Below are 17,815 nucleotides of genomic sequence, written 5' to 3' on the forward strand. Positions count from 1 at the left end.
CTATCCCGCCTCTCAGGGTGGATCGCCCCATCCCTTGCGGCTGGTATATATACCAGCTACATTACTCTCAATGTCGTGGCATGAGTAACACATCAATACCGCGCACTCAGCGAGTGTTCGAGTGATCTCAGGAGTGATCAGCCATGCAACTTGTAACTGGAGCCGATACTGACCGGCTGTCCGCGTGGTATGTCGGGCAACAGTCGTGGACGTTGCCGTGGATGCAGGGCAGGACGGTGGACACCCTGGCCGCGAATGCGGCTGTTCATGCGGGTGAGGCACTACAGGCTGCGCCTCCACCCGGCGATCCCCGCTGGAGAGATATCCGCTTCGGTGCTGACGCGCTGGGGCTGACCGTCCATGAACTCGCGGTTGTACTGGGTGTCACCTGCACCATTCCTGATCTCCCACCGCGTCGTGCGCGGATCTGGCTACCGGGCGAGCGGAGGTGAGCGCGGGTGTTGTCGAACGCGGACCGAGAACCGTCGTTGATGTACGGGTACCTGCGCAAGGAACTGCTCGGTGACCACCAGAGCGATGTCGAACATCGACTGCGGGATCTGGCTGGGCTGAACGGGTTCAATATCGCGGCCCTCTTCTGCGAGACGGGCGCGGGGACCGGTGCGTTGTGGCAGTTGATGCGGGCCATCGAATCGACCGGTGCCCGCGATGTCGCCGTTCCGTCCGAAGCGCATTTGACTGCGGGCCGTAGTCAGCAGCGGACGAAGTTCCTCCACGATCTCGATGCCGTCGACGGCTTGCGTGTGTGGTGTTTGGACCTGAGCAACCGGTCGGTTGTGCTGAGCGGATTTCGCCGCAGCGTCGTCCTGCCGCGTGAGCGCACGTTGGCTCGACTCCTGCTGCGGACCGGTTCGGTGACTGTAGTGGAGGAGGCCCGCATGGACATCCTCAATACCCTGTCGAGAGCCAGGCTGCGGCACATGGTCGACGACGTCGAACACTTCGTGCTATCTGCTCTGTCCGACTTCATACCCGCAGACAGCGGCGGCAATCCGCCGATCTTCGCCGATCTCACAGCCACGCTGCCGAATCTGACCGAGTCGATCGTTCTGACGGTGTGGCTGTTGCTTCGGGGCCCGGCGTTGGAGGTGCAGGTTCTTCGGTCGCCGATGCTTTCTCTCGAACCGATCGGTCCCGACGTACTTGGCCCGGCAGCGGCTGGCCGACGCTCGCTACGCGGGGGCGCCCGAATCTCTTGGATCCGGCTGCCGATCGAGCCTGGTCAGTCACCGCTGGCGGCGGGGCGAGCATCATGAGGCGGGCATTGGGGATCGTCCGTCGCGATATCGCGGGGGTGGCGGCCGAAACGGTGGCTGCGGGGATCAGGGCGCTGGCGCGCGTGCACCGCATCCAGCTGGACGAGATCGTGTTTCGCGACTCCAGCGAAGGCTTGGTCCGGCTGCTCGCGAATCTGCCCGACTCGGTCGATTTGGTGATGATTCCGTCGGAAGCCCACTTGGGCGCGTGGATTCCCGCCGCCCGGCGCACAGCTGAGGTGTGGTCGGTCGATCGGGGCGTGTGCTGGCCCCAGGGTGAAGGCAGGACGCGGTTGATATCGCGCCCCGATCGCCTGCGGGAGATCCGATGACATCTCTCGCGGGCCACACGGAGTATCCGCTATCGGTCGACTTGGTCCGCCTCGTTCGCGAGGCCGGTTGCGACACATCGGAATCCGGTGTCGTCGTCGAGCATCGAATGCGCGGCGTCGTTGAATGCCGACGGTTCGCCTCGGTCGAAGGGGCTGGTGAAGGCACTGCCTTTGAGTTCGTACCGGCCGCTGGTGGTTTCGGTGGCGGTCCATTCCCAGGTGTTGTCGACGAGGTCGTATACACCGAATGGACTGACACCGCTGGCGTAGGTCGCGACAGGGGTTGTCGTGCCAGGGCCGGAACCGCGAATATTGCATTTGGCTGGGGTCGGTTGGTTTCCCCAGGGCCAGACGTTGCCGCGGGTACCTCGAGCAGCTTTCTCCCACTGCTGGCTGGTCGGCAGGGACTTCTGGGCCCATCGGGCATAGGTGGCGGCGTCGTCCCGGCTCACCCAGACCACCGGGTGATCGGCGATCTCACGGGCCGGAGCCGGACCGCCCCAGTGGTGGGGTGCGGAATACCCTTGGGCCGCCACAAATCTCGCGTAATCCGCGTTGGTGGTCGGGAAGACATCGATCCAGTACCCAGCCACCCATACGGGTTGGTCCTGTGGCCCCGCGAGGTAGATCCCTTCGGGAATCCAGGTCATGAGCTTGCCGTCAGCGGGATGGCGGGTGTCGGTGCGTTGCTCAGGTACGTCGGTATCGCGGGCGTCGCTGAGGACGGCCGGGGATATCGCTTCGACGAACCGGGTCAGTTCGTCGCTGCCCAGCCGCGCCAGGATGGTGTCGAGTGCTGCTTGGTTGACCGGGCGGGGGCGGATGTTCTTGCCGCCGGCCTCCCAGCGGGAGATCAGCCGAGGATTGACGCCGATGTGTGCGGCGAATTCGGTGATACTCATTCGCCGTGCGTCTCGCAGTGCGCGCGCTTCGGCGCCGGTCCAGCTGCGGACCACGATGCCCATCGCCTGTGTGCTCCCTTCCCCGAGCGGTGGGTTCCGAGCCTAGTCACAATAGTGGCGCAAAGCAGGTCAGATGCGTTGCGGGGGAATGGATTCGTACTCTGTCCGGAGCCTGGCGATCATCTCATGGTCGACGGGCAGGTCGACGTTGTCGATGCGGGCGATGGCGCGAACGCCGACCGCTGCGTTGGTCGCGACCGCGCCGTCGACATGCGGCAGTTCGGCCAGCGTGATGGGTTTGACGACGACGTCCTCATCGAGGGTCTGGCTGAGCAGGCGCATCGTGATGCCGGGAAGTACCTCGGCCTGCGGCCAGATCAGCTGGCCATCGGAGATCACACCGATATTGGAGGTCGCGATCTCGGTGATGGTCCCATCGGCCAGGGTGAACAGGACGTCATCAGCGCCATCGCGTTGCGCGAGGCGACGCTGGTAGAGACTGCCGAACAACCCGACATGCTTGGTTTTGGGCAGGTCGCGGGTGTAGACGGCCGACCGCAAAGTCAGCGGGGCCTGCGGGACGGCGGGAGCCTCCCGCGAGGTGACGAGGATCTGCGGGTCGGCGTCGGCTCCAGGTTTGCCGAGCCCGAGGTGCGGGTCGAACACAGTGACGCGAACAACCACCGGAGACGCCGTGTCCGGCAGCGCGTGACGGATGAGTTCGCGTACCCGGTCGGGGTCGAGCTCGGTGTCGAACACGGTGCGGCAGTCGCGGATGAGTCGGTCCATGTGCTGGCTGAGTCCGCGAACAGCGTGGTTCTCGACCCGCATGGACGTGAAGTGCCCGTACCCGACCAAACCCAATGCAGCGAGATCGGACTCGGTGATCGGCGACCCGTTGAGTTCCATGGGGCCAGTCTGTCATCGACCGGCCTGCCTGGAAGCAGCGCTGGGTGCTCAACGTCAGCGAAACGTCAGTGCAACGCCGTGAAGCGACAGTTCCGGCCAAGCGCCCGCACACCGATTCTGAGGTTCATGGAAACCACCGAGGGCAGGGCCGGGTTCGGTGCCCGGCCAGGCCGCTCGATACATGCGCAAGGGGTTCAGTGATGACCGACGATCTGCCGCAGCGTAATCCAGGAGCGACGTTGCCCACGCATTTCGAGCGGCTGGGCGAGGCGCTGGCAACGGTCATCGTCGCCCGAGACGAGTCCGGCGGCCCGCTAGCGCGGTCGTTCTCGTGCGACGAGGCGACGATGCGACGGGTCGCTGAGCAATTACCGCTATGGACCGGCGACCCTGCGGCCGATTGATCCGCCATGGAGCGCCGCCTGGTCGTTGACTTCGACATCCCGGGAGTGCCGGTACAGCACTACCGAGCAGAGCGGTGTGCCGCAGAGGCATTCGCCGCCGAAGCAACACGACAGGGACTGGCGCGTGTGACGGTCGACGATCTGGCGACCGACGAGATGAAACAACTTCCGTACCAGCGGCTTTTCCTACCCAGCAGAAGGGACGACCACACTGATGGACTCGATACGAGCACCGATGCGGCCTGGCATGCGGCCGATGGACCGCATGCCCGCCATTATCTGCACTGATGTCGGGCACGACCCGGACGATTTGCTGGCGCTCATCCTCGCTGCGGCGGCGCTGCCGCTGCGGCTGGTGGTGACCAGTGACGAATTCGGCGGCGGTCAACGCGCAAGGCTGGCGCGGTTCCTGCTGAACTTGTGCGGGCGAACCGGGGTCGTGGTGGTCGCCGGCGCGGAAATCGAGGGCGCGCAAGCGCGATGGGTGTGCGACGGTCTGGTGCCCGCCGGATTCCCGCCAGTCTCGGCGCCGGTGACCGGGTCGGTAATCGACGCCGTGCGCGCGGTGCTGGGCGAGACCGGGCGTGCGGCGTGGATCGGTCAGGGACCGATGAGCAACCTGGCCCACCTCTACGCCGACGCACCGGGGTTGGCGCGGCGGCTGACGATCATGCAGATGGGCGGCGGCTTCGCCCATCTGTACAGACGGCCCGATCGTGCCTCGCACAACCTGCGCATGGACCCCGCAAGCGCCCGGACGGTGCTGACCGCGCCCGATCTGGACGTAGCCTTGGTGACCTCCGATGTCACCTTCACCCCCGAGACCGCGATCGACGCGGACAGCGAGGTGTATCAGCTGCTCGCGGCGGCCAACGCGCCGAAGTGGGCGAAACTCGTCGCTGCGGGCTACGACCGATGGTTCGCCGGGGAACGTTCCGCGTCGATGGCGGCCGACCCGCTGACCGTGACCGCTGCGGCCGGGATGGGCTTCGTCGAGTTCGCCACCCATCACGTGACGGTGGCGCCGGACGCGCGCATGTACGACAACCCCGACGGTGTGGCCCTGTCCATGTCGGTGGCGGCGGACTATGCGGCGTTTCGGGCGTGGGTCACCACGGTGGTGCAGCATGCTCTCGAGGTCGGGATGCGATACGACCCCGCCTTGATCGGGCATAAGCCGGGGAACACCCGACCCGTGGCCACCGGGCACGCCATGCCGATCGGTACCCGGTAATGGCCGACAGCCTGGTGCGAGGGCACCTGAACCCGGCCACCTTGACACACACCCAATCCAATATCGGCGACTGCTTCGCCGACCCCGGCGCACTGACCTACGGCCAGGCCCTGCATGCCCAGACGCTGCACCAGTACTGCTCACCGAGCTGCGGTGTCCGCAACCGAATCGATGAACAGCTCGGGACTGCGGCCAGTGAAATCGGAGAGGCGAGCTCAGATGACTAGTCCCCGTCGCGCAGACAATGAGGCGATCGTGCTCGATCCGTCTCAGGCACACAGCGGACGCATTCACGACGTCCTGTTGGGTGCGGGCAAAGACGCCTATCTGGTGGACCTCGAGGCCGGTCACAAGCTGATCACCCACTCCCGCGCCTTTCTGGTCGCGGCCCGCGCGACACGTTTGTGGCTGCTGCGGGCCGTGCGGTACCTGGCAAGTGAACAGCTGGTACGGCAGTTCGTCGAACTCGGCAGCGGCTACCCATGCTCGCCGAACCTGCACGAGGTAGCCCGCAACTGCGCGCCGACCGCACGCATGGTCTACGTCGATCACGACCCGGTGGTCGCCGCCCACGGCCGAGTATTTCTCGCCGACGAACAAACTGAATTCGTCCACGCCGATCTGAGCGACACCGACGCCCTCGTCACCGAGATCACCGCTGCCATGGATCCGAGCGAGCCGATCGCGGTGTGTCTGTCGTTCGTCGCCGAATTCCTGCCCGACCCGGGCATGGTCGTGGACGCGGTCACGACCATGCTGCCGAGCGGCTCGTTCCTGGCACTCAGCCATATCACACGTGACGCTGATCCCGGCCCCGTCGACCGCGCGGCCGATATCTACACCGGATTCGGCATCGAATTCCGTTCTCGCAGTCGCGACGAGGTCGCGGCACTGCTGGCCGGCTATGACCTCGTCGAACCTGGGCTGGTTGCGCCACACCGTTGGTGGTCACCCCACGACGTCGACCAGCGTCGTGCCCGCAACCTCGGCTGGGAGCCGCCGCAGGCCGACGACCTGTGTTGCCGCGCCGCCGTCGGGCGACTGCGATGACGAGGTGAGCCCCGGCGAACGCCAACCCAAATGAGCATCAAATGTGCTGATGGACAAGGAGATCCGTAACCATGATCGAGGCGGGGAGACAGATGAACGAATCCGGCGCGGATCGCGTCGCGAAGTTGTCCGAAGCCCTGGAACGCACCGATCTGGACAAGGTCCGGTCGTGGGGCCAGATGGTAGCCAGCCGACTACGGCGCGGCGGGCGAGTGCTAGCCGTCGGAAATGGTGGAAGCGCCGCGCAGGCGCAGCACCTGGTTGCTGAGTTGGTGGGCCGGTTCGAGACGGAGCGCAACCCACTCGCTGCGCTCGCGCTCACCACTGACTCCGCGGTGGTGACTGCGATCGGCAACGACTACGGCTTCGACCAGTTGTATGCCCGGCAGGTCCGTGCACACGGTCGGGAGGGCGATGTGTTGATCGCGATTTCCACTTCCGGGTGCAGCACGAACGTGATCGCTGCCGCCACAGAGGCGAACGAGCTAGGGATGCTCACCTTCGCCTTGACCGGTCCCGCTGACAGCGTATTGGCGCGAGTATGCGACGAGGTGGTGTCAGTCGATTCGTCGGCGACCTCAACCATTCAAGAATGCCACCTTCTGATCGCGCACGAACTGTGTGCGGCGGTCGATGCGGCTTTGGCATCCGCCCCGTCGACGTCGCAGCCGACCGAAGCAGAGACCGCCGAGTCCGTCCCGCCGCCGACGGTTGAGCACGCTCGGCGCCTGGTGATTGTCGGTGACGTGCTGGCCGACTGTGACTGGTGCGGTGAGGTCACGCGGGTATCGCCGGAAGCGCCAGTGCCGGTGCTCAGCGCGGTGTCACGGCAGTGGCGACCAGGCGGGGCAGGCTTGGCCGCGATCCTTGCCGCCCACGATGGCTGCGAGGTCACGCTGGTGACCGCGATCGGCGCCGACGAGCCCGGCCTGCGGATTCTCAGCGACCTCACCGAGGCGGGGGTGTCGGTGATCGATCTGGGCATCGAGGCGCCGACCCCGGTGAAGATCCGGATGCGGGCACGCGGACAGACCCTGGTCATGGTCGACGACTCCGATCCGGCGGTGCCGGTGGGCGATCCGCCCCCAGAGGTCGCGCACGCCCTTGTCGAGGCACAAGGCGTACTCGTCGCCGACTACGGGCGCGGGGTAGCCGCCCAACCACGACTGCGAGTACTGCTGGCCACCGTGGCGCGGCGTGTGCCGGTGGTGTGGGATCCCCATCGTCACGGCCCGGCACCGACCGACGGGGTGAGCGTCATCGTCCCGAATGCGGAGGAAGCCGATCTGCTCACCGCCGAGGACGGAGCGGCCGGCGACCTCGACAGCGATGTCCGCCGGGCGCGCAGCCTTCGATCACGATGGCGATGCCAGTACGCGGTGGTCACCCGAGGCGCCGATGGCGCTGTCCTGGTCGGCGCCGACACCGATCCCGCGCACGTATTCCCGGCCCCACGCCGGGAGCAAGGCGATACCTGCGGGGCGGGTGATCGGTTCGCCGTGAGGCTGCTCGGTGAACTGATCGGTAATCGCACAATGTCGACAGCTGTGCAACGCGCCGTCACAGCGGCGGCCGACTACGTCGCCGGGCAACGCGCTACGGCGGGCAACCACCCGCGACCGGATGGCGCGGGTGACGGGTTCGCTGTGGCCGATCGGGTGCACGCAGCCGGTGGCCGGGTGGTGGCCACCGGCGGCTGTTTCGATGTGCTGCACGACGGGCACCGACAGCTGCTGGAGGCCGCTCGCGCCATGGGCGACTGCTTGATCGTGCTGCTCAACAGCGACGCGTCGGTGGCCAATTTGAAGGGACCGAACCGGCCGCTGGTACCGCAAGCGCAGCGGGCGGCGATGCTGACAGCATTCTCCTTCGTCGACGCGGTGCTGGTGTTCGACGAGGACACCCCGGCTGCGCTGTTGGAAAGGTTGCGTCCGCATGTGTGGGTCAAAGGCGGCGACTACGGAGCGACCGAACTACCCGAAACGGCCGTGGTGCAACGTCATGGCGGCCAAGTTGTCGTCGGCCCGTACCTGGAAGGGGTGTCGACGAGCGAGCTGATCGAACGCGCTGTCGCCGGGCGGGTGATGCAGCCATGACCCGCTCCGTGCTGGTCACCGGGACGGCCGGGTTCATCGGCGGGCATGTTGCCACCGGTCTGCATGCGGCCGGGTGGACGGTGACCGGAGTCGACCAGAATCCCGCGGCTACGGCGTGGCCGTGGGAATCGATCACCGTGGACGCTGCCGACCCAGCTGTGCTGGCTCGGATCGCTGGAGGGGAGTTCGCGGTGGTCGTGCACCAGGCAGCGGTCAGCGACACCCTCGCCGCAGATGACGAGCGGTTGCGGTGGGCCAACGCCACGGTGCCGCTGCGGCTGGCTCGCGCATGCACCGACTCCGGGACACGACTGGTGTATGCCTCCTCGGGCAGCGTGTACGGCGTGGTGCCGCACGGGGCGTCGTCCCGCGAATCCGACACCGAGGATCGTGGGCGCTGCTCGGGCCCCCTGAATTGTTACGCGAAATCCAAACTCGTCCTGGATCAGTCGATGCTGCGCCGCGCGGCGGTGTTCGGCCTGGATTGCGTGGGGTTGCGCTACACGAACGTCTTCGGTCCCGGCGAGGAATCCAAAAGCTCGATGGCCTCGATTCTGTGGCAGATCGTCACGGCCGTGGCGGCGCGGCGGCCGGTCCGGTTGTTCGACGACACCTTGACCGCCGCGCGGGACTACCTGCCGGTGCAGGTGCTGGTGTCGACGCTGGTGCGGCTGCTCGATACCCCGCAGGTCGCAGGCGTCTACAACCTCGGTTCCGGGACCGCGATCCGGTTCGAGACCTTGCTGGGCTGGTGTACGGAGTGGGCGGGCGCACCGGTGCCGCTGGTGGGGGTGCCGAACCCGATCCGTGACCGCTACCAGTACTGGACGTGCGCCGATATGCGGCGACTGCGCGCCGCGTTGCCTGGCCTGGAGCCGGTGGACACCGAGGTGATCCACCGGTACGCCCGCGACCTGTTCGACCACGCCCGCGCCGAAACCTTCGGCGTCGGCGAGCTTGTGAAGTCCCTGTGATCGGAGGAAACGCAATGTCTACCAGCACAACCGGCGTGCTCGCTGGCGAGAAGGCGCTACGCCACCGGCTCACGGCCTTGTCGCGGTCGCTGCGCGAGGTGACCGCGGTCGAGCACCTCCAAGAGCCGCGGTACATCAGCTACGACACCGTCCGCGATGCCGACGGCACCACCTACGGCCGCAAGAAGGCGATCCTGATGTCGGGCGGCTGTTCGGTGCCGACCTGCACCATGTGTCCGTTCACCAACTACAACAACTTCGGCCTGCACGGCGCGAACCCCCGGGGCTTGCGCGAGCAGGTCGCCACGCTGCTGGCACGCACCGATGACGAGCCGGACTACGACATGCTCGCCCTCTACAACGACGGGTCGTTCTTCGCCCGCCGCGAGGTACCGGCCGAGGTCCAGCTCGATATCGCCCGCCGCGTCGCGGTCACTGGTGTGCGCCGCCTGGTCGTCGAAAGCCTGCCCCAATTCCTCACGCCCGAGACCCTGGCACCTTTCGTCGAGGCCCTCGGCGATGTCGAGCTCGAGGTGGGAATCGGGTTGCAATCGGCCGACCGGCTGGTCCGCGAAACCCTGGTCAACACCCGAATCACCCGTGAGTCGTTCGAAGACGCGGTGGCGTTGATGCAGGCACACCACGTAATTCCCAAGGTGTACCTGATGATCAAGCCCCCGTTCCTCACCGACGGCGAGGCCATCACCGACGTGATCTCCTCCACCGAGTACGTGGCCTCGCTCGGCATCGGCGGAGTCACCGTGTGCCCGACGAGGCTGGCACCGAACACCGTGGCGTGGTGGCTCTACCAACGCGGGCACTACCAGGCGCCGAACCTGTGGACCGTCGTCGACGCCGTGCGCGGCGCGCACGCCAAAGCGGCGGTGCGGGTGGCCTGTATCAACATGCGCGGCACAGACTTCGACTCGGTGTACCCGGACTCCTGCGAGCGCTGCGCGAACGGCATCGTCGACGGGCTGGTGTCCTACAGCGTCACCGGTGACCTCGCCGATTTGCCCGTCACCTGCGACTGCCGGCCTGACATACGAGCGGTCGACCTCGACCATGACGCGATCCTTGCCCGCACCGCGGCATCCCTCGACGTCGGCGAGGCCACCCCGTGAAACCGCCACCTACCATCGCCGAACCACCACCAGGGTCGCACCTGCCGCAGATTCTGGCTGCTGCGCACGCTCGGCATGGCCCCGTCTTTGGTGTCGGCTCAACGACGGGGCCGCCGACGGTGTTCTGCATCGGGCCGGACTCGGTGCGGGAGATGTTCGACCAGGAACGCGCAGGCACGCTGAGGGTGTACAACACTGCGGCGGTGCAGGCGCTGTTCCGCAGAGCGGTGTTCACCCTCCACGGTGCCGAACACCTGCGGGCGCGCAGTTTCCTGTCGACCGGGTTGCGCCACGGTGCGGTCACCGCCTACCTGCCGACAATCGGCGCTATTGCGCACCGCCATGTCGCCCAATGGGCCACCCTGCCGACCATCGAGCTCTATCAGGCGGCGCGCGACTACACGATGGCAGTGTGCCTGGCCGCGATCATCGGCCTGGCCGTCGACGACCCCATCGCACAGCGGGTGCCGGACCTGTTCGACCGATTCGTCGCCGGAACCGAACTCCCACCGACCCGCACGACCGGCAGCGACCCGGCATACGCCGCCGCACTCGCCGCCGCCGAGGAACTGCGCGCCCTGCTCGAATCGCCCGCAGTGCGCATAGAGGGCAGGGCCGAGTCGGTGACCTCGAAGCTGGTCGCCGCCGGTCACGCCCCGGGCGGAAGCTTGGCTGATCATCTGCTGGCCCTGCTGATCGCCGCGCGAGAAACCACCGCCAGCCTGGTTACCTGGTTGCTGGTCGAGTGCGCGCTCGACGACCAGCTCGCCACCGCGCTCACCGCTGAAGCCCGCAGTCTGGTCGAGAACCCGTTGCAGGTGCTCCAGCACGGCGCTATCCCGCAGTTGCGGCACGTGCTGACCGAGTGCACCCGAGTCCATACACCCAACACGATCGCGACCCGGCGGGCCACTACGCCGGTGACGCTCGGCGGCTATCTGGTCCCAGCAGGCTGGCACGTCGCCTACAGCGCTCCCGTCACCCACCTTCTACCGCAGGAATATCCGGACCCGGAAGCGTTTTGCCCGCAACGCTTTCGCAGTGCCGAGGGCAGGCGCCGCGCCGCGGGGCTGCTCGCGTTCGGACGCGGCCCGCACGCCTGTGCAGGTCGCGGGTTCGCCGAGGCCACGACACTGTTGCTGGCGGCGGCTGTGCTGGCCGAACACTGGATCGACCTGCCGGCCCGACGACCAGAGGTCGGCCGATTCCAGCCGGTCCGGGCGCCAGCGGGGCCGGTCGAAGCCCGCATACGCACAAGGGAGGTGGCTGGCCGGTGAACATCGACGACATCGTCGACCGGCTCGCCCGGTTCGAAACCGCGACAGCAGCCCGGCTTCATCTGATCGCCAGCGAGAACCAGATGCCCGCCGACGCCCGGCTGCCGTATGTGAGCGCTGCCGCCGTCCGCTACTGCTTCGGCAGCGCCGAGGACACGCACTGGGCGTGGCCTGGACGCGACGAACTCGCCGAGCTGGAATCGGTAGCGGCCCACGCCATCGGAGAACTCCTCGGCGCCCAGCATGTGAACACCAAACCCGTCTCGGGATTGTCGGCGATGACGGTGGCGCTCTCGGCGCTGGCCGGGCCGGCACACACCGTGCTCAGCCTCGCCGAAGCCGATGGCGGTCACGGCTCGACACAGTTCGTCGCACACAGGTTCGGGTTGAACTGGCAGCCCCTGCCCGTCGACCCAGCCACTATGGGCGTCGACCTCGAGCTGCTGGCCTCCCAGGCCCGCCGGACCAGCGGGCCCGTGCTGGTGTACCTCGACTCGTTCATGGCGTTGTTCCCCCATGACATCGCCGGCATCCGGGCCGCGGTCGGCGAGGACGCGGTGATCCATTACGACGGCTCGCACACCCTCGGCCTGATCGCGGGCGGCGCGTTCCAGAACCCCCTAACCGAAGGCGCCGACAGCCTCGGTGGCAGCGTCCACAAGACCTGGCCCGGTCCGGTCGGCAAGGGCATCGTGGCCACCAACGATCCGAACCTCGCCCACCAGATCGACACCCACGCCGCCGGATGGATATCGCACCATCACCCCGCCGACGTCGCCGCGCTGGCGATCTCGACGGCATGGATGACCGCCCATGCCACCCACTACGCGACCGCGACCGTCACCCACGCCCGCCGCCTGGCTTACGCCCTCGCTGCAGAGGGGTTCACCGTGTGCGCGGCCGACCACGGATACACCCGATCACACCAGGTGTGGATCGACATCGCTCCCACGTGCCCGGCTGATACTGCCTCACGGCTGCTGTATGAGGCCAGGATCGTCGTCAACGCCATCCCGTTGCCCTACCTGCCCGAGCCCGGCCTGCGGCTGGGAGCACAGGAACTGACCTTCGCCGGTCTCGACGCCGCGGGTTTCGACGAACTCGCCGCGCTCATGGCGCGCGTACTCATCCACCGCGATCACCCTGAACAGGTCGCCCGCAACGTCGCAGACCTGCGCATCCGCTACGGCATCGGCGACGCCGCTGCGGCCGACCATACGGCGCAGGAGGTGCTGCGCCGAGCGTGGCGGCAGGAAGAGAGGACTTCATGAACGCCACTGATCTGCCACTGACCACCAGCGACTTCTTCTGGCGACCCGACTGTCGTCATTTCATCGGCGGCCTGCCGTGCAAGCACTGGCGTCCTTGCCCAGGGTGCACACTGTATGACCCGGTGACCCACCGCATCCTGATCGTGATGCTCAAACGGATGGGCGACATGCTCATCGCCTCCCCACTACCGGCCCGCATCAAAGCCGAACACCCCGGCGCACACATCACCTGGCTCGTCGGCGCCGAATCCGCCCCCATCGTGGAGATGATCCCGCACGTCGACCGCGTCCTGACCTGGGAGACCGAGACCGCCCACACAGTGCTCGCCGAACACTACGACGCCGTCTACAGCTTCGAACGCCACCCCGCCGTGGCCGGGCTCGTGCCCCGGATCAGCGCCGAGCACCACGCCGGCCTCGCCTACGGCGGCGAGAACAACAGCCTCTATCCGATCGGCACAGCGGCCCGGCACTTCTTCGCCATGAACACCTGGAACGACTTCCGCACCAGCGGAAACAGTAAGACGTGGACCGAGCTGTACTTCGAGGTCGCCGGCTACATCTACACCGGCGAGCCCTACCAGCTGTCGGTGCCGGACGCGGCCAAAGCCCGCGTCGCCGCGCGGCTAGGTACCAGCGGCGGCTGGGTCTGCCTTAACGTCGGCGGCTCCAAGACGACCAAGCTGTGGCCCACCGGTCACTGGGCCGACCTCGGGCGGCGACTGCTCGGCGACGGGCACCGGCTGGTCATCACCGGCGGCCCCGCCGACGCCCGCACCTGCCACCAGCTGTTACGAGAACTGGACACCGGAGTGGGCCGAGTGCGTCACGACGCCATGACCCTGCAGGAATTCGCCGCGGTCCCGGACTTCTGCGACGCGATGGTGACCGGCGACAGCCTCGGATTCCACCTCGCCCTCGCCTACGACCTGCCGGTGGTGCTGCTCCTGGGCCCGAGCAACGGCGCCGAAGTCATCCCCAAACACGCCGACAATGTCACCGCGCTGCGGTCGACTCTGCCGTGCTCCCCGTGCGCACACCGGGTCACCTGCGGCGGGATCGGCGGCTGCATGGACACCATCACGGTCGCCGACGTCCATGGCGCGGTCCGCAACTCACTGTCCACAGCCGCCGTGCGGGAGGGCTGACCGCGTGGGATACGTGCTCGGGCTCGGCGGCCCCTACCATCACGACGCCTCCGCCTGCCTCGTCGCCGACGGCCAACCCGTCGCGTTCGCCGAAGAGGAACGGTTCTCCCGAATCAAGCATCACCGCGATTCCCGCTCGGCCGCCTCCTCGGCCGCATGGTGCCTGGCCCAGGCCGGAATCCGGTGCGGTGATATCGACGAGATCGCGGTGGCCTGGAACCCGTACTGGCCGAACCCCGCCGATGAGATCACCGACCCAGACCTAATCGCTGAACTCCTCGGACCGCTCGGCACCGGCCCGGAAAGACCACGTCGACTGACCATCGTCGGCCACCACCTCGCCCATGCCGCCAGCGCCTTCTACCCCGCAGGTGTCGCCGACGCCGCGGTCATCGTGGTCGACGGCTCCGGCGACGGTGTCTCCACCAGCATCCATCACGGAACCCGAGCCGGTCTGCGATGCCTGCGAACCTTCCCGTTCACACAATCACTGGGCTGGTTCTACCAATTCGCCACCGAACACGCCGGGCTCGGCGACTGGACCCACGCAGGCAAACTGATGGGCCTGGCCGCCTACGGAAAACCGACCATCGACCTGAACTTCCTGCACCCCACCCGCGACGGCTACCACCTCGACCTCACCCCCTACGGCCTCGCACCCGAGGCCGACCACACCGCCGGCTACACCGACCTCACCTACTACCGAGCCCTGCGCCACGCCTACCGCAAGGCATTCACCGACGCCGGAATCCCGCGCCAAGCACCAAGATCGGACGACGCCCACCAAAGCCTCGCCGCCGACCTCGCAGCATCGGCCCAATTCCTGCTGCAACGCTGCCTGATCAGCGTCGTCTCCACCGCTCTGGAGGAAACCGGCGCGACCGCGCTGTGTCTGGCCGGCGGTGTTGGGCTCAACTGCACCACCAACGGCATCCTCGCCCGCACCCCCGACACCGACACCTTGTTCGTGCAACCGGCCGCCGGTGATGCCGGATGCGCTCTCGGCGCAGCCCTGGAAGTCGCGCACCGCCGCGGTGACCACACAGTGCCCGGTCCTCGCCAAGCACACGCCTTCTTGGGTCCGGCCTACGACAACCACGCCATCGAGACCGCCCTGCACGATGCCGGCGCGAACTTCACCACCCCACCCGATATCGCCGCGACCGCCGCCCGCCTGATAGCCGAGGGCAAGGTCATCGGCTGGCACCAGGGCCGCGCCGAAGCCGGTCCACGGGCACTCGGTGCCCGCAGCATCCTCGCCGACCCCCGCACCACCAGACTGCGCGACCGCATCAACCGCGACATCAAACACCGCGAACTCTGGCGGCCCCTCGCACCGAGCATGCTCGACCCGACCGGCTGGACCACCACACCCGACGGCCCGGCAGAATTCATGATCGTCGCCCACGAGGCCACACCCCGAGCACGCCAACAGATCCCCGGCGTCGTCCACGCCGACGGCACACTGCGCCCACAACACGTCGACCCCGCACACCAACCGGAATACGCCCGACTCCTGCACGCCCTCGAAGCCGAGACCGGGATCGGCGTCGTATTGAACACCAGCTACAACGGCCCCGGCGAACCGATCGTCGACACCCCAGCCGACGCACTCGCCAGCGGCGCCCGACTCGGCCTGGACGCCCTCGTGATCGGCGACTACCTCGTCACCACACCACCATCGGCACCCACCCATCAACAGCACCGACCACCGAGAAAAGGATCATGACCAGCGTGACCGACACCGACTCGATTGCCCTCACAGACCGAGTCCGCGCCCGCTACGGCGACGCGGTACACATCGGCGCCGACTGCGACATCGCCGACGACGTCGACTTCGTCGTCGACACCGACGCCACCATCACCATCGGTGACCGTGTCAGCATTCGCCGCGGCACGACCCTGCAAGCCAACACCGGCGGACACATCACCATCGGCGACGACACCGCCCTCGGCGAGAACGTCGTCCTGTCCGCCATGACCCGCATCCACATCGGACGCGGCGCAGGAATCTCCAACATGGTCGACATCCACGACCACAACCACCGCGCCCGCACCCCCGACACCCTCACCCCGGGTGAGCCCATCACCCCGTGGGCCAGCGGATTCGACACCGCTCCAGTCACCATCGAGCCCGGCGCGATCGTCGCGAACAAAGTCTCGATCACCGCCGGCGTCACCATCGGCCAAAACGCCCGCATCGGCGCCAACGCCGTCGTCACCGCATCCGTGCCGCCGAACACCACCGCCGTCGGCGCGCCCGCCCGCGTCACCGCCCGCCACCCCGGACCCCTCGACCCCGAACACCCCCGACCCCAACTGCGGATCGGCTGGTTCGGAACATCCCTGATGGAACACTACGAAGCCCACAACCCCCGCCTCGCAGTCCAAGCCGATCTCCCCGAGATCGGCGAACAGATCACGGTCACCGAATGGCGCAAACGCGGCTACGTCCATGTCCTGACCACCGGATGGTCCACCCGCTACCCATGGATCACCTTCACCACCGACAACCACGGCGAAGGAGGAGCAACCAGCCGCGACGTCCTGACCAACCTCCGAGCCGCAGTCGACGCCGGCGGCCGATGGGACCTCGCCGTCCTCGGAGTCGGCCTCAACGACGTCTGGCGACACCACCAAGGCCGGATGAGCGAAGCAGTCGGCATCGGCGAATACGACACCAACATCCGCACCGCCCTCGGGCTCCTCAGCGCCTGCGCCCGCCGGATCGTCGTGATCGGTGAACCCCCGATCGGCTGGGACCCCACCATCGACGTCGCCGCCGCCAACGGCGATCTGACCGAATACAACCAGCGCGCCCGCCGCGCCGCCGCCGACCACGACGCGGTCTTCGTCGACATCTGGGACGACATCACCTATGTCGCCACCTGCTTCGGATGGTCACCCGCCACCCCCACGGCCCCAGCCGCCGAAGCACCCAGCGTGTGGGCCGACGGAGTGCACCTCTCCGAACAAGGCGACGAAACCGTTCGACACATCACCGACCAAGCCATCACCGCCCACCGAGTCCTCGATGGCCTGCTCACCCTCGACAGGCTCGACCGCGCGACCGCGGCTCGGGAATACGCCCAGTGACCCTCGCCCACCCGGCGATCAAGACCATCGCAGACGTTATGCGAAGTGCGGACCCTCCTCGCGTCGTCTTCTGCGATTGGCACGGAGTGCTGTGCCGGAAACCGTTCTGGCACAGCATTACCGACGATCCGGATCACTCCCTTTACGCTGTTCTGAATCGAGAACTGGACCGGCTGTTCACGACAGGCAATCGGGAGGGCCGCGAATGGATGTGCGGAAAGCGCAGCTCCCGCGACATCCTCACCAACCTCGCTGCCACGCACTCGGGCCTCGATGTTGACCAGCTCCTGACGCAACTCGCACACGACATCGCCCACATGCCCGTAAACCAGTCGCTTCTCCGAGCACTGCGTGACGCCCGGTACCACTCGACCGTTGTCCTGGCGACCGACAATATCGACGCGTTCACCAGCACCTTTCACGCCGTCACGTCCAGTCATAACGAACAACCATCAGGCACGGAGACGCTGAAAGAGGCTGCCGCCGTATTCGACGACATCATCAGCTCGAGCGACACCGGCGTACTGAAATCCGAAGACCCTGAAGCCTTCTTCGGCTCCTGGCTGACCACCGCAGGGCTCTCCTTCGGCGAGGCGCTTCTGATCGACGACCGCGCCGACAACTGCGCGGCATTCGAACGATGCGGCGGTGCCGCCATCGAATGGACCCGATATCGGCTGGAAGAGCTGTCCGCCTGAACGAGCCACCGTAGACCTGCTGC

The 17,815-nt window shown here is 67.1% G+C and carries 18 protein-coding genes and 1 pseudogene; 17 read left to right on the top strand and 2 right to left on the bottom strand.

The genetic code is table 11. The annotated features are described in order from the left end of the window. Positions 1-491 precede the first annotated feature (491 nt). Both LTT66_RS21585 and LTT66_RS21590 read left to right on the top strand, forming a co-directional pair. Positions 492-1,277, top strand: a complete 786-nt coding sequence (locus LTT66_RS21585; protein ID WP_043737903.1) for a hypothetical protein — start codon at positions 492-494, stop codon at positions 1,275-1,277. After that, a complete protein-coding gene (locus LTT66_RS21590) occupies positions 1,274-1,609 on the top strand; it encodes a hypothetical protein (protein WP_157112997.1) in 336 nt (111 codons plus the stop codon). The genes LTT66_RS21585 and LTT66_RS21590 overlap by 4 nt, the downstream gene beginning before the upstream one ends. A 29-nt stretch (positions 1,610-1,638) precedes the next feature. Here LTT66_RS21590 and LTT66_RS21595 read toward each other — a convergent pair whose 3' ends face one another. Both LTT66_RS21595 and LTT66_RS21600 read right to left on the bottom strand, forming a co-directional pair. Beyond that, positions 1,639-2,574: an SUMF1/EgtB/PvdO family nonheme iron enzyme gene (locus tag LTT66_RS21595; RefSeq protein ID WP_082393299.1), complete on the bottom strand. Its 936-nt coding sequence runs from the start codon at positions 2,572-2,574 to the stop codon at positions 1,639-1,641. Between the two features lie 66 nt (positions 2,575-2,640). After that, positions 2,641-3,420, bottom strand: a complete 780-nt coding sequence (locus LTT66_RS21600; protein WP_043737908.1) for an aminotransferase class IV family protein — start codon at positions 3,418-3,420, stop codon at positions 2,641-2,643. A gap of 200 nt (positions 3,421-3,620) precedes the next feature. On the opposite strand from LTT66_RS21600, the gene LTT66_RS21605 reads away from it, so the two are divergent. The 15 genes and pseudogenes from LTT66_RS21605 (at position 3,621) to LTT66_RS21670 (ending at position 17,792) form a co-directional block, all read left to right on the top strand. Next, positions 3,621-3,824, top strand: coding sequence for a hypothetical protein (locus tag LTT66_RS21605; RefSeq protein ID WP_043737910.1), 204 nt, complete (start codon positions 3,621-3,623; stop codon positions 3,822-3,824). Positions 3,825-3,830: 6 nt separating this feature from the next. Next, complete coding sequence (locus LTT66_RS21610; protein ID WP_068048176.1) at positions 3,831-4,112, top strand: hypothetical protein; 282 nt, start codon at positions 3,831-3,833, stop codon at positions 4,110-4,112. Next, complete coding sequence (locus LTT66_RS21615) at positions 4,090-5,058, top strand: nucleoside hydrolase (protein ID WP_157227750.1); 969 nt, start codon at positions 4,090-4,092, stop codon at positions 5,056-5,058. The genes LTT66_RS21610 and LTT66_RS21615 overlap by 23 nt, the downstream gene beginning before the upstream one ends. Beyond that, positions 5,058-5,285: a hypothetical protein gene (locus tag LTT66_RS21620; RefSeq protein WP_043737912.1), complete on the top strand. Its 228-nt coding sequence runs from the start codon at positions 5,058-5,060 to the stop codon at positions 5,283-5,285. Before LTT66_RS21615 ends, LTT66_RS21620 begins: the two co-directional genes overlap by 1 nt. Continuing rightward, complete coding sequence (locus LTT66_RS21625; protein ID WP_051047391.1) at positions 5,278-6,108, top strand: SAM-dependent methyltransferase; 831 nt, start codon at positions 5,278-5,280, stop codon at positions 6,106-6,108. Before LTT66_RS21620 ends, LTT66_RS21625 begins: the two co-directional genes overlap by 8 nt. A 92-nt stretch (positions 6,109-6,200) precedes the next feature. Further along, a pseudogene (locus LTT66_RS37455) lies at positions 6,201-6,743 on the top strand (D-sedoheptulose-7-phosphate isomerase); the annotation flags it as partial. Next, on the top strand, positions 6,726-8,204 hold the full coding sequence (locus LTT66_RS21630; RefSeq protein ID WP_408638861.1) for a PfkB family carbohydrate kinase: 1,479 nt from the start codon (positions 6,726-6,728) through the stop codon (positions 8,202-8,204). The pseudogene LTT66_RS37455 and the gene LTT66_RS21630, both read left to right, overlap by 18 nt. After that, positions 8,201-9,178, top strand: a complete 978-nt coding sequence (locus LTT66_RS21635) for an NAD-dependent epimerase/dehydratase family protein (protein ID WP_043736640.1) — start codon at positions 8,201-8,203, stop codon at positions 9,176-9,178. The genes LTT66_RS21630 and LTT66_RS21635 overlap by 4 nt, the downstream gene beginning before the upstream one ends. Positions 9,179-9,192: 14 nt before the next feature. Then, a complete protein-coding gene (locus LTT66_RS21640) occupies positions 9,193-10,302 on the top strand; it encodes a hypothetical protein (RefSeq protein WP_138456835.1) in 1,110 nt (369 codons plus the stop codon). Between the two features lie 152 nt (positions 10,303-10,454). After that, the gene (locus LTT66_RS21645; protein ID WP_138456836.1) at positions 10,455-11,579 is read left to right on the top strand and encodes a cytochrome P450; all 1,125 of its coding nucleotides are present in this window, start codon (positions 10,455-10,457) and stop codon (positions 11,577-11,579) included. Further along, positions 11,576-12,850, top strand: a complete 1,275-nt coding sequence (locus LTT66_RS21650; RefSeq protein WP_051047262.1) for a PLP-dependent aminotransferase family protein — start codon at positions 11,576-11,578, stop codon at positions 12,848-12,850. The genes LTT66_RS21645 and LTT66_RS21650 overlap by 4 nt, the downstream gene beginning before the upstream one ends. After that, a complete protein-coding gene (locus LTT66_RS21655; protein ID WP_043736645.1) occupies positions 12,847-13,998 on the top strand; it encodes a glycosyltransferase family 9 protein in 1,152 nt (383 codons plus the stop codon). Before LTT66_RS21650 ends, LTT66_RS21655 begins: the two co-directional genes overlap by 4 nt. Before the next feature lie 4 nt (positions 13,999-14,002). After that, positions 14,003-15,727, top strand: a complete 1,725-nt coding sequence (locus tag LTT66_RS21660; protein ID WP_051047263.1) for a carbamoyltransferase family protein — start codon at positions 14,003-14,005, stop codon at positions 15,725-15,727. Beyond that, positions 15,724-17,094, top strand: coding sequence for a GDSL-type esterase/lipase family protein (locus LTT66_RS21665; RefSeq protein ID WP_051047264.1), 1,371 nt, complete (start codon positions 15,724-15,726; stop codon positions 17,092-17,094). Before LTT66_RS21660 ends, LTT66_RS21665 begins: the two co-directional genes overlap by 4 nt. Then, positions 17,091-17,792, top strand: a complete 702-nt coding sequence (locus LTT66_RS21670; protein WP_043736648.1) for an HAD family hydrolase — start codon at positions 17,091-17,093, stop codon at positions 17,790-17,792. Before LTT66_RS21665 ends, LTT66_RS21670 begins: the two co-directional genes overlap by 4 nt. Positions 17,793-17,815 lie beyond the last annotated feature (23 nt).

The organism is Nocardia gipuzkoensis, from assembly GCF_021183645.1.
Taxonomy (GTDB): Bacteria; Actinomycetota; Actinomycetes; order Mycobacteriales; family Mycobacteriaceae; genus Nocardia; species Nocardia abscessus.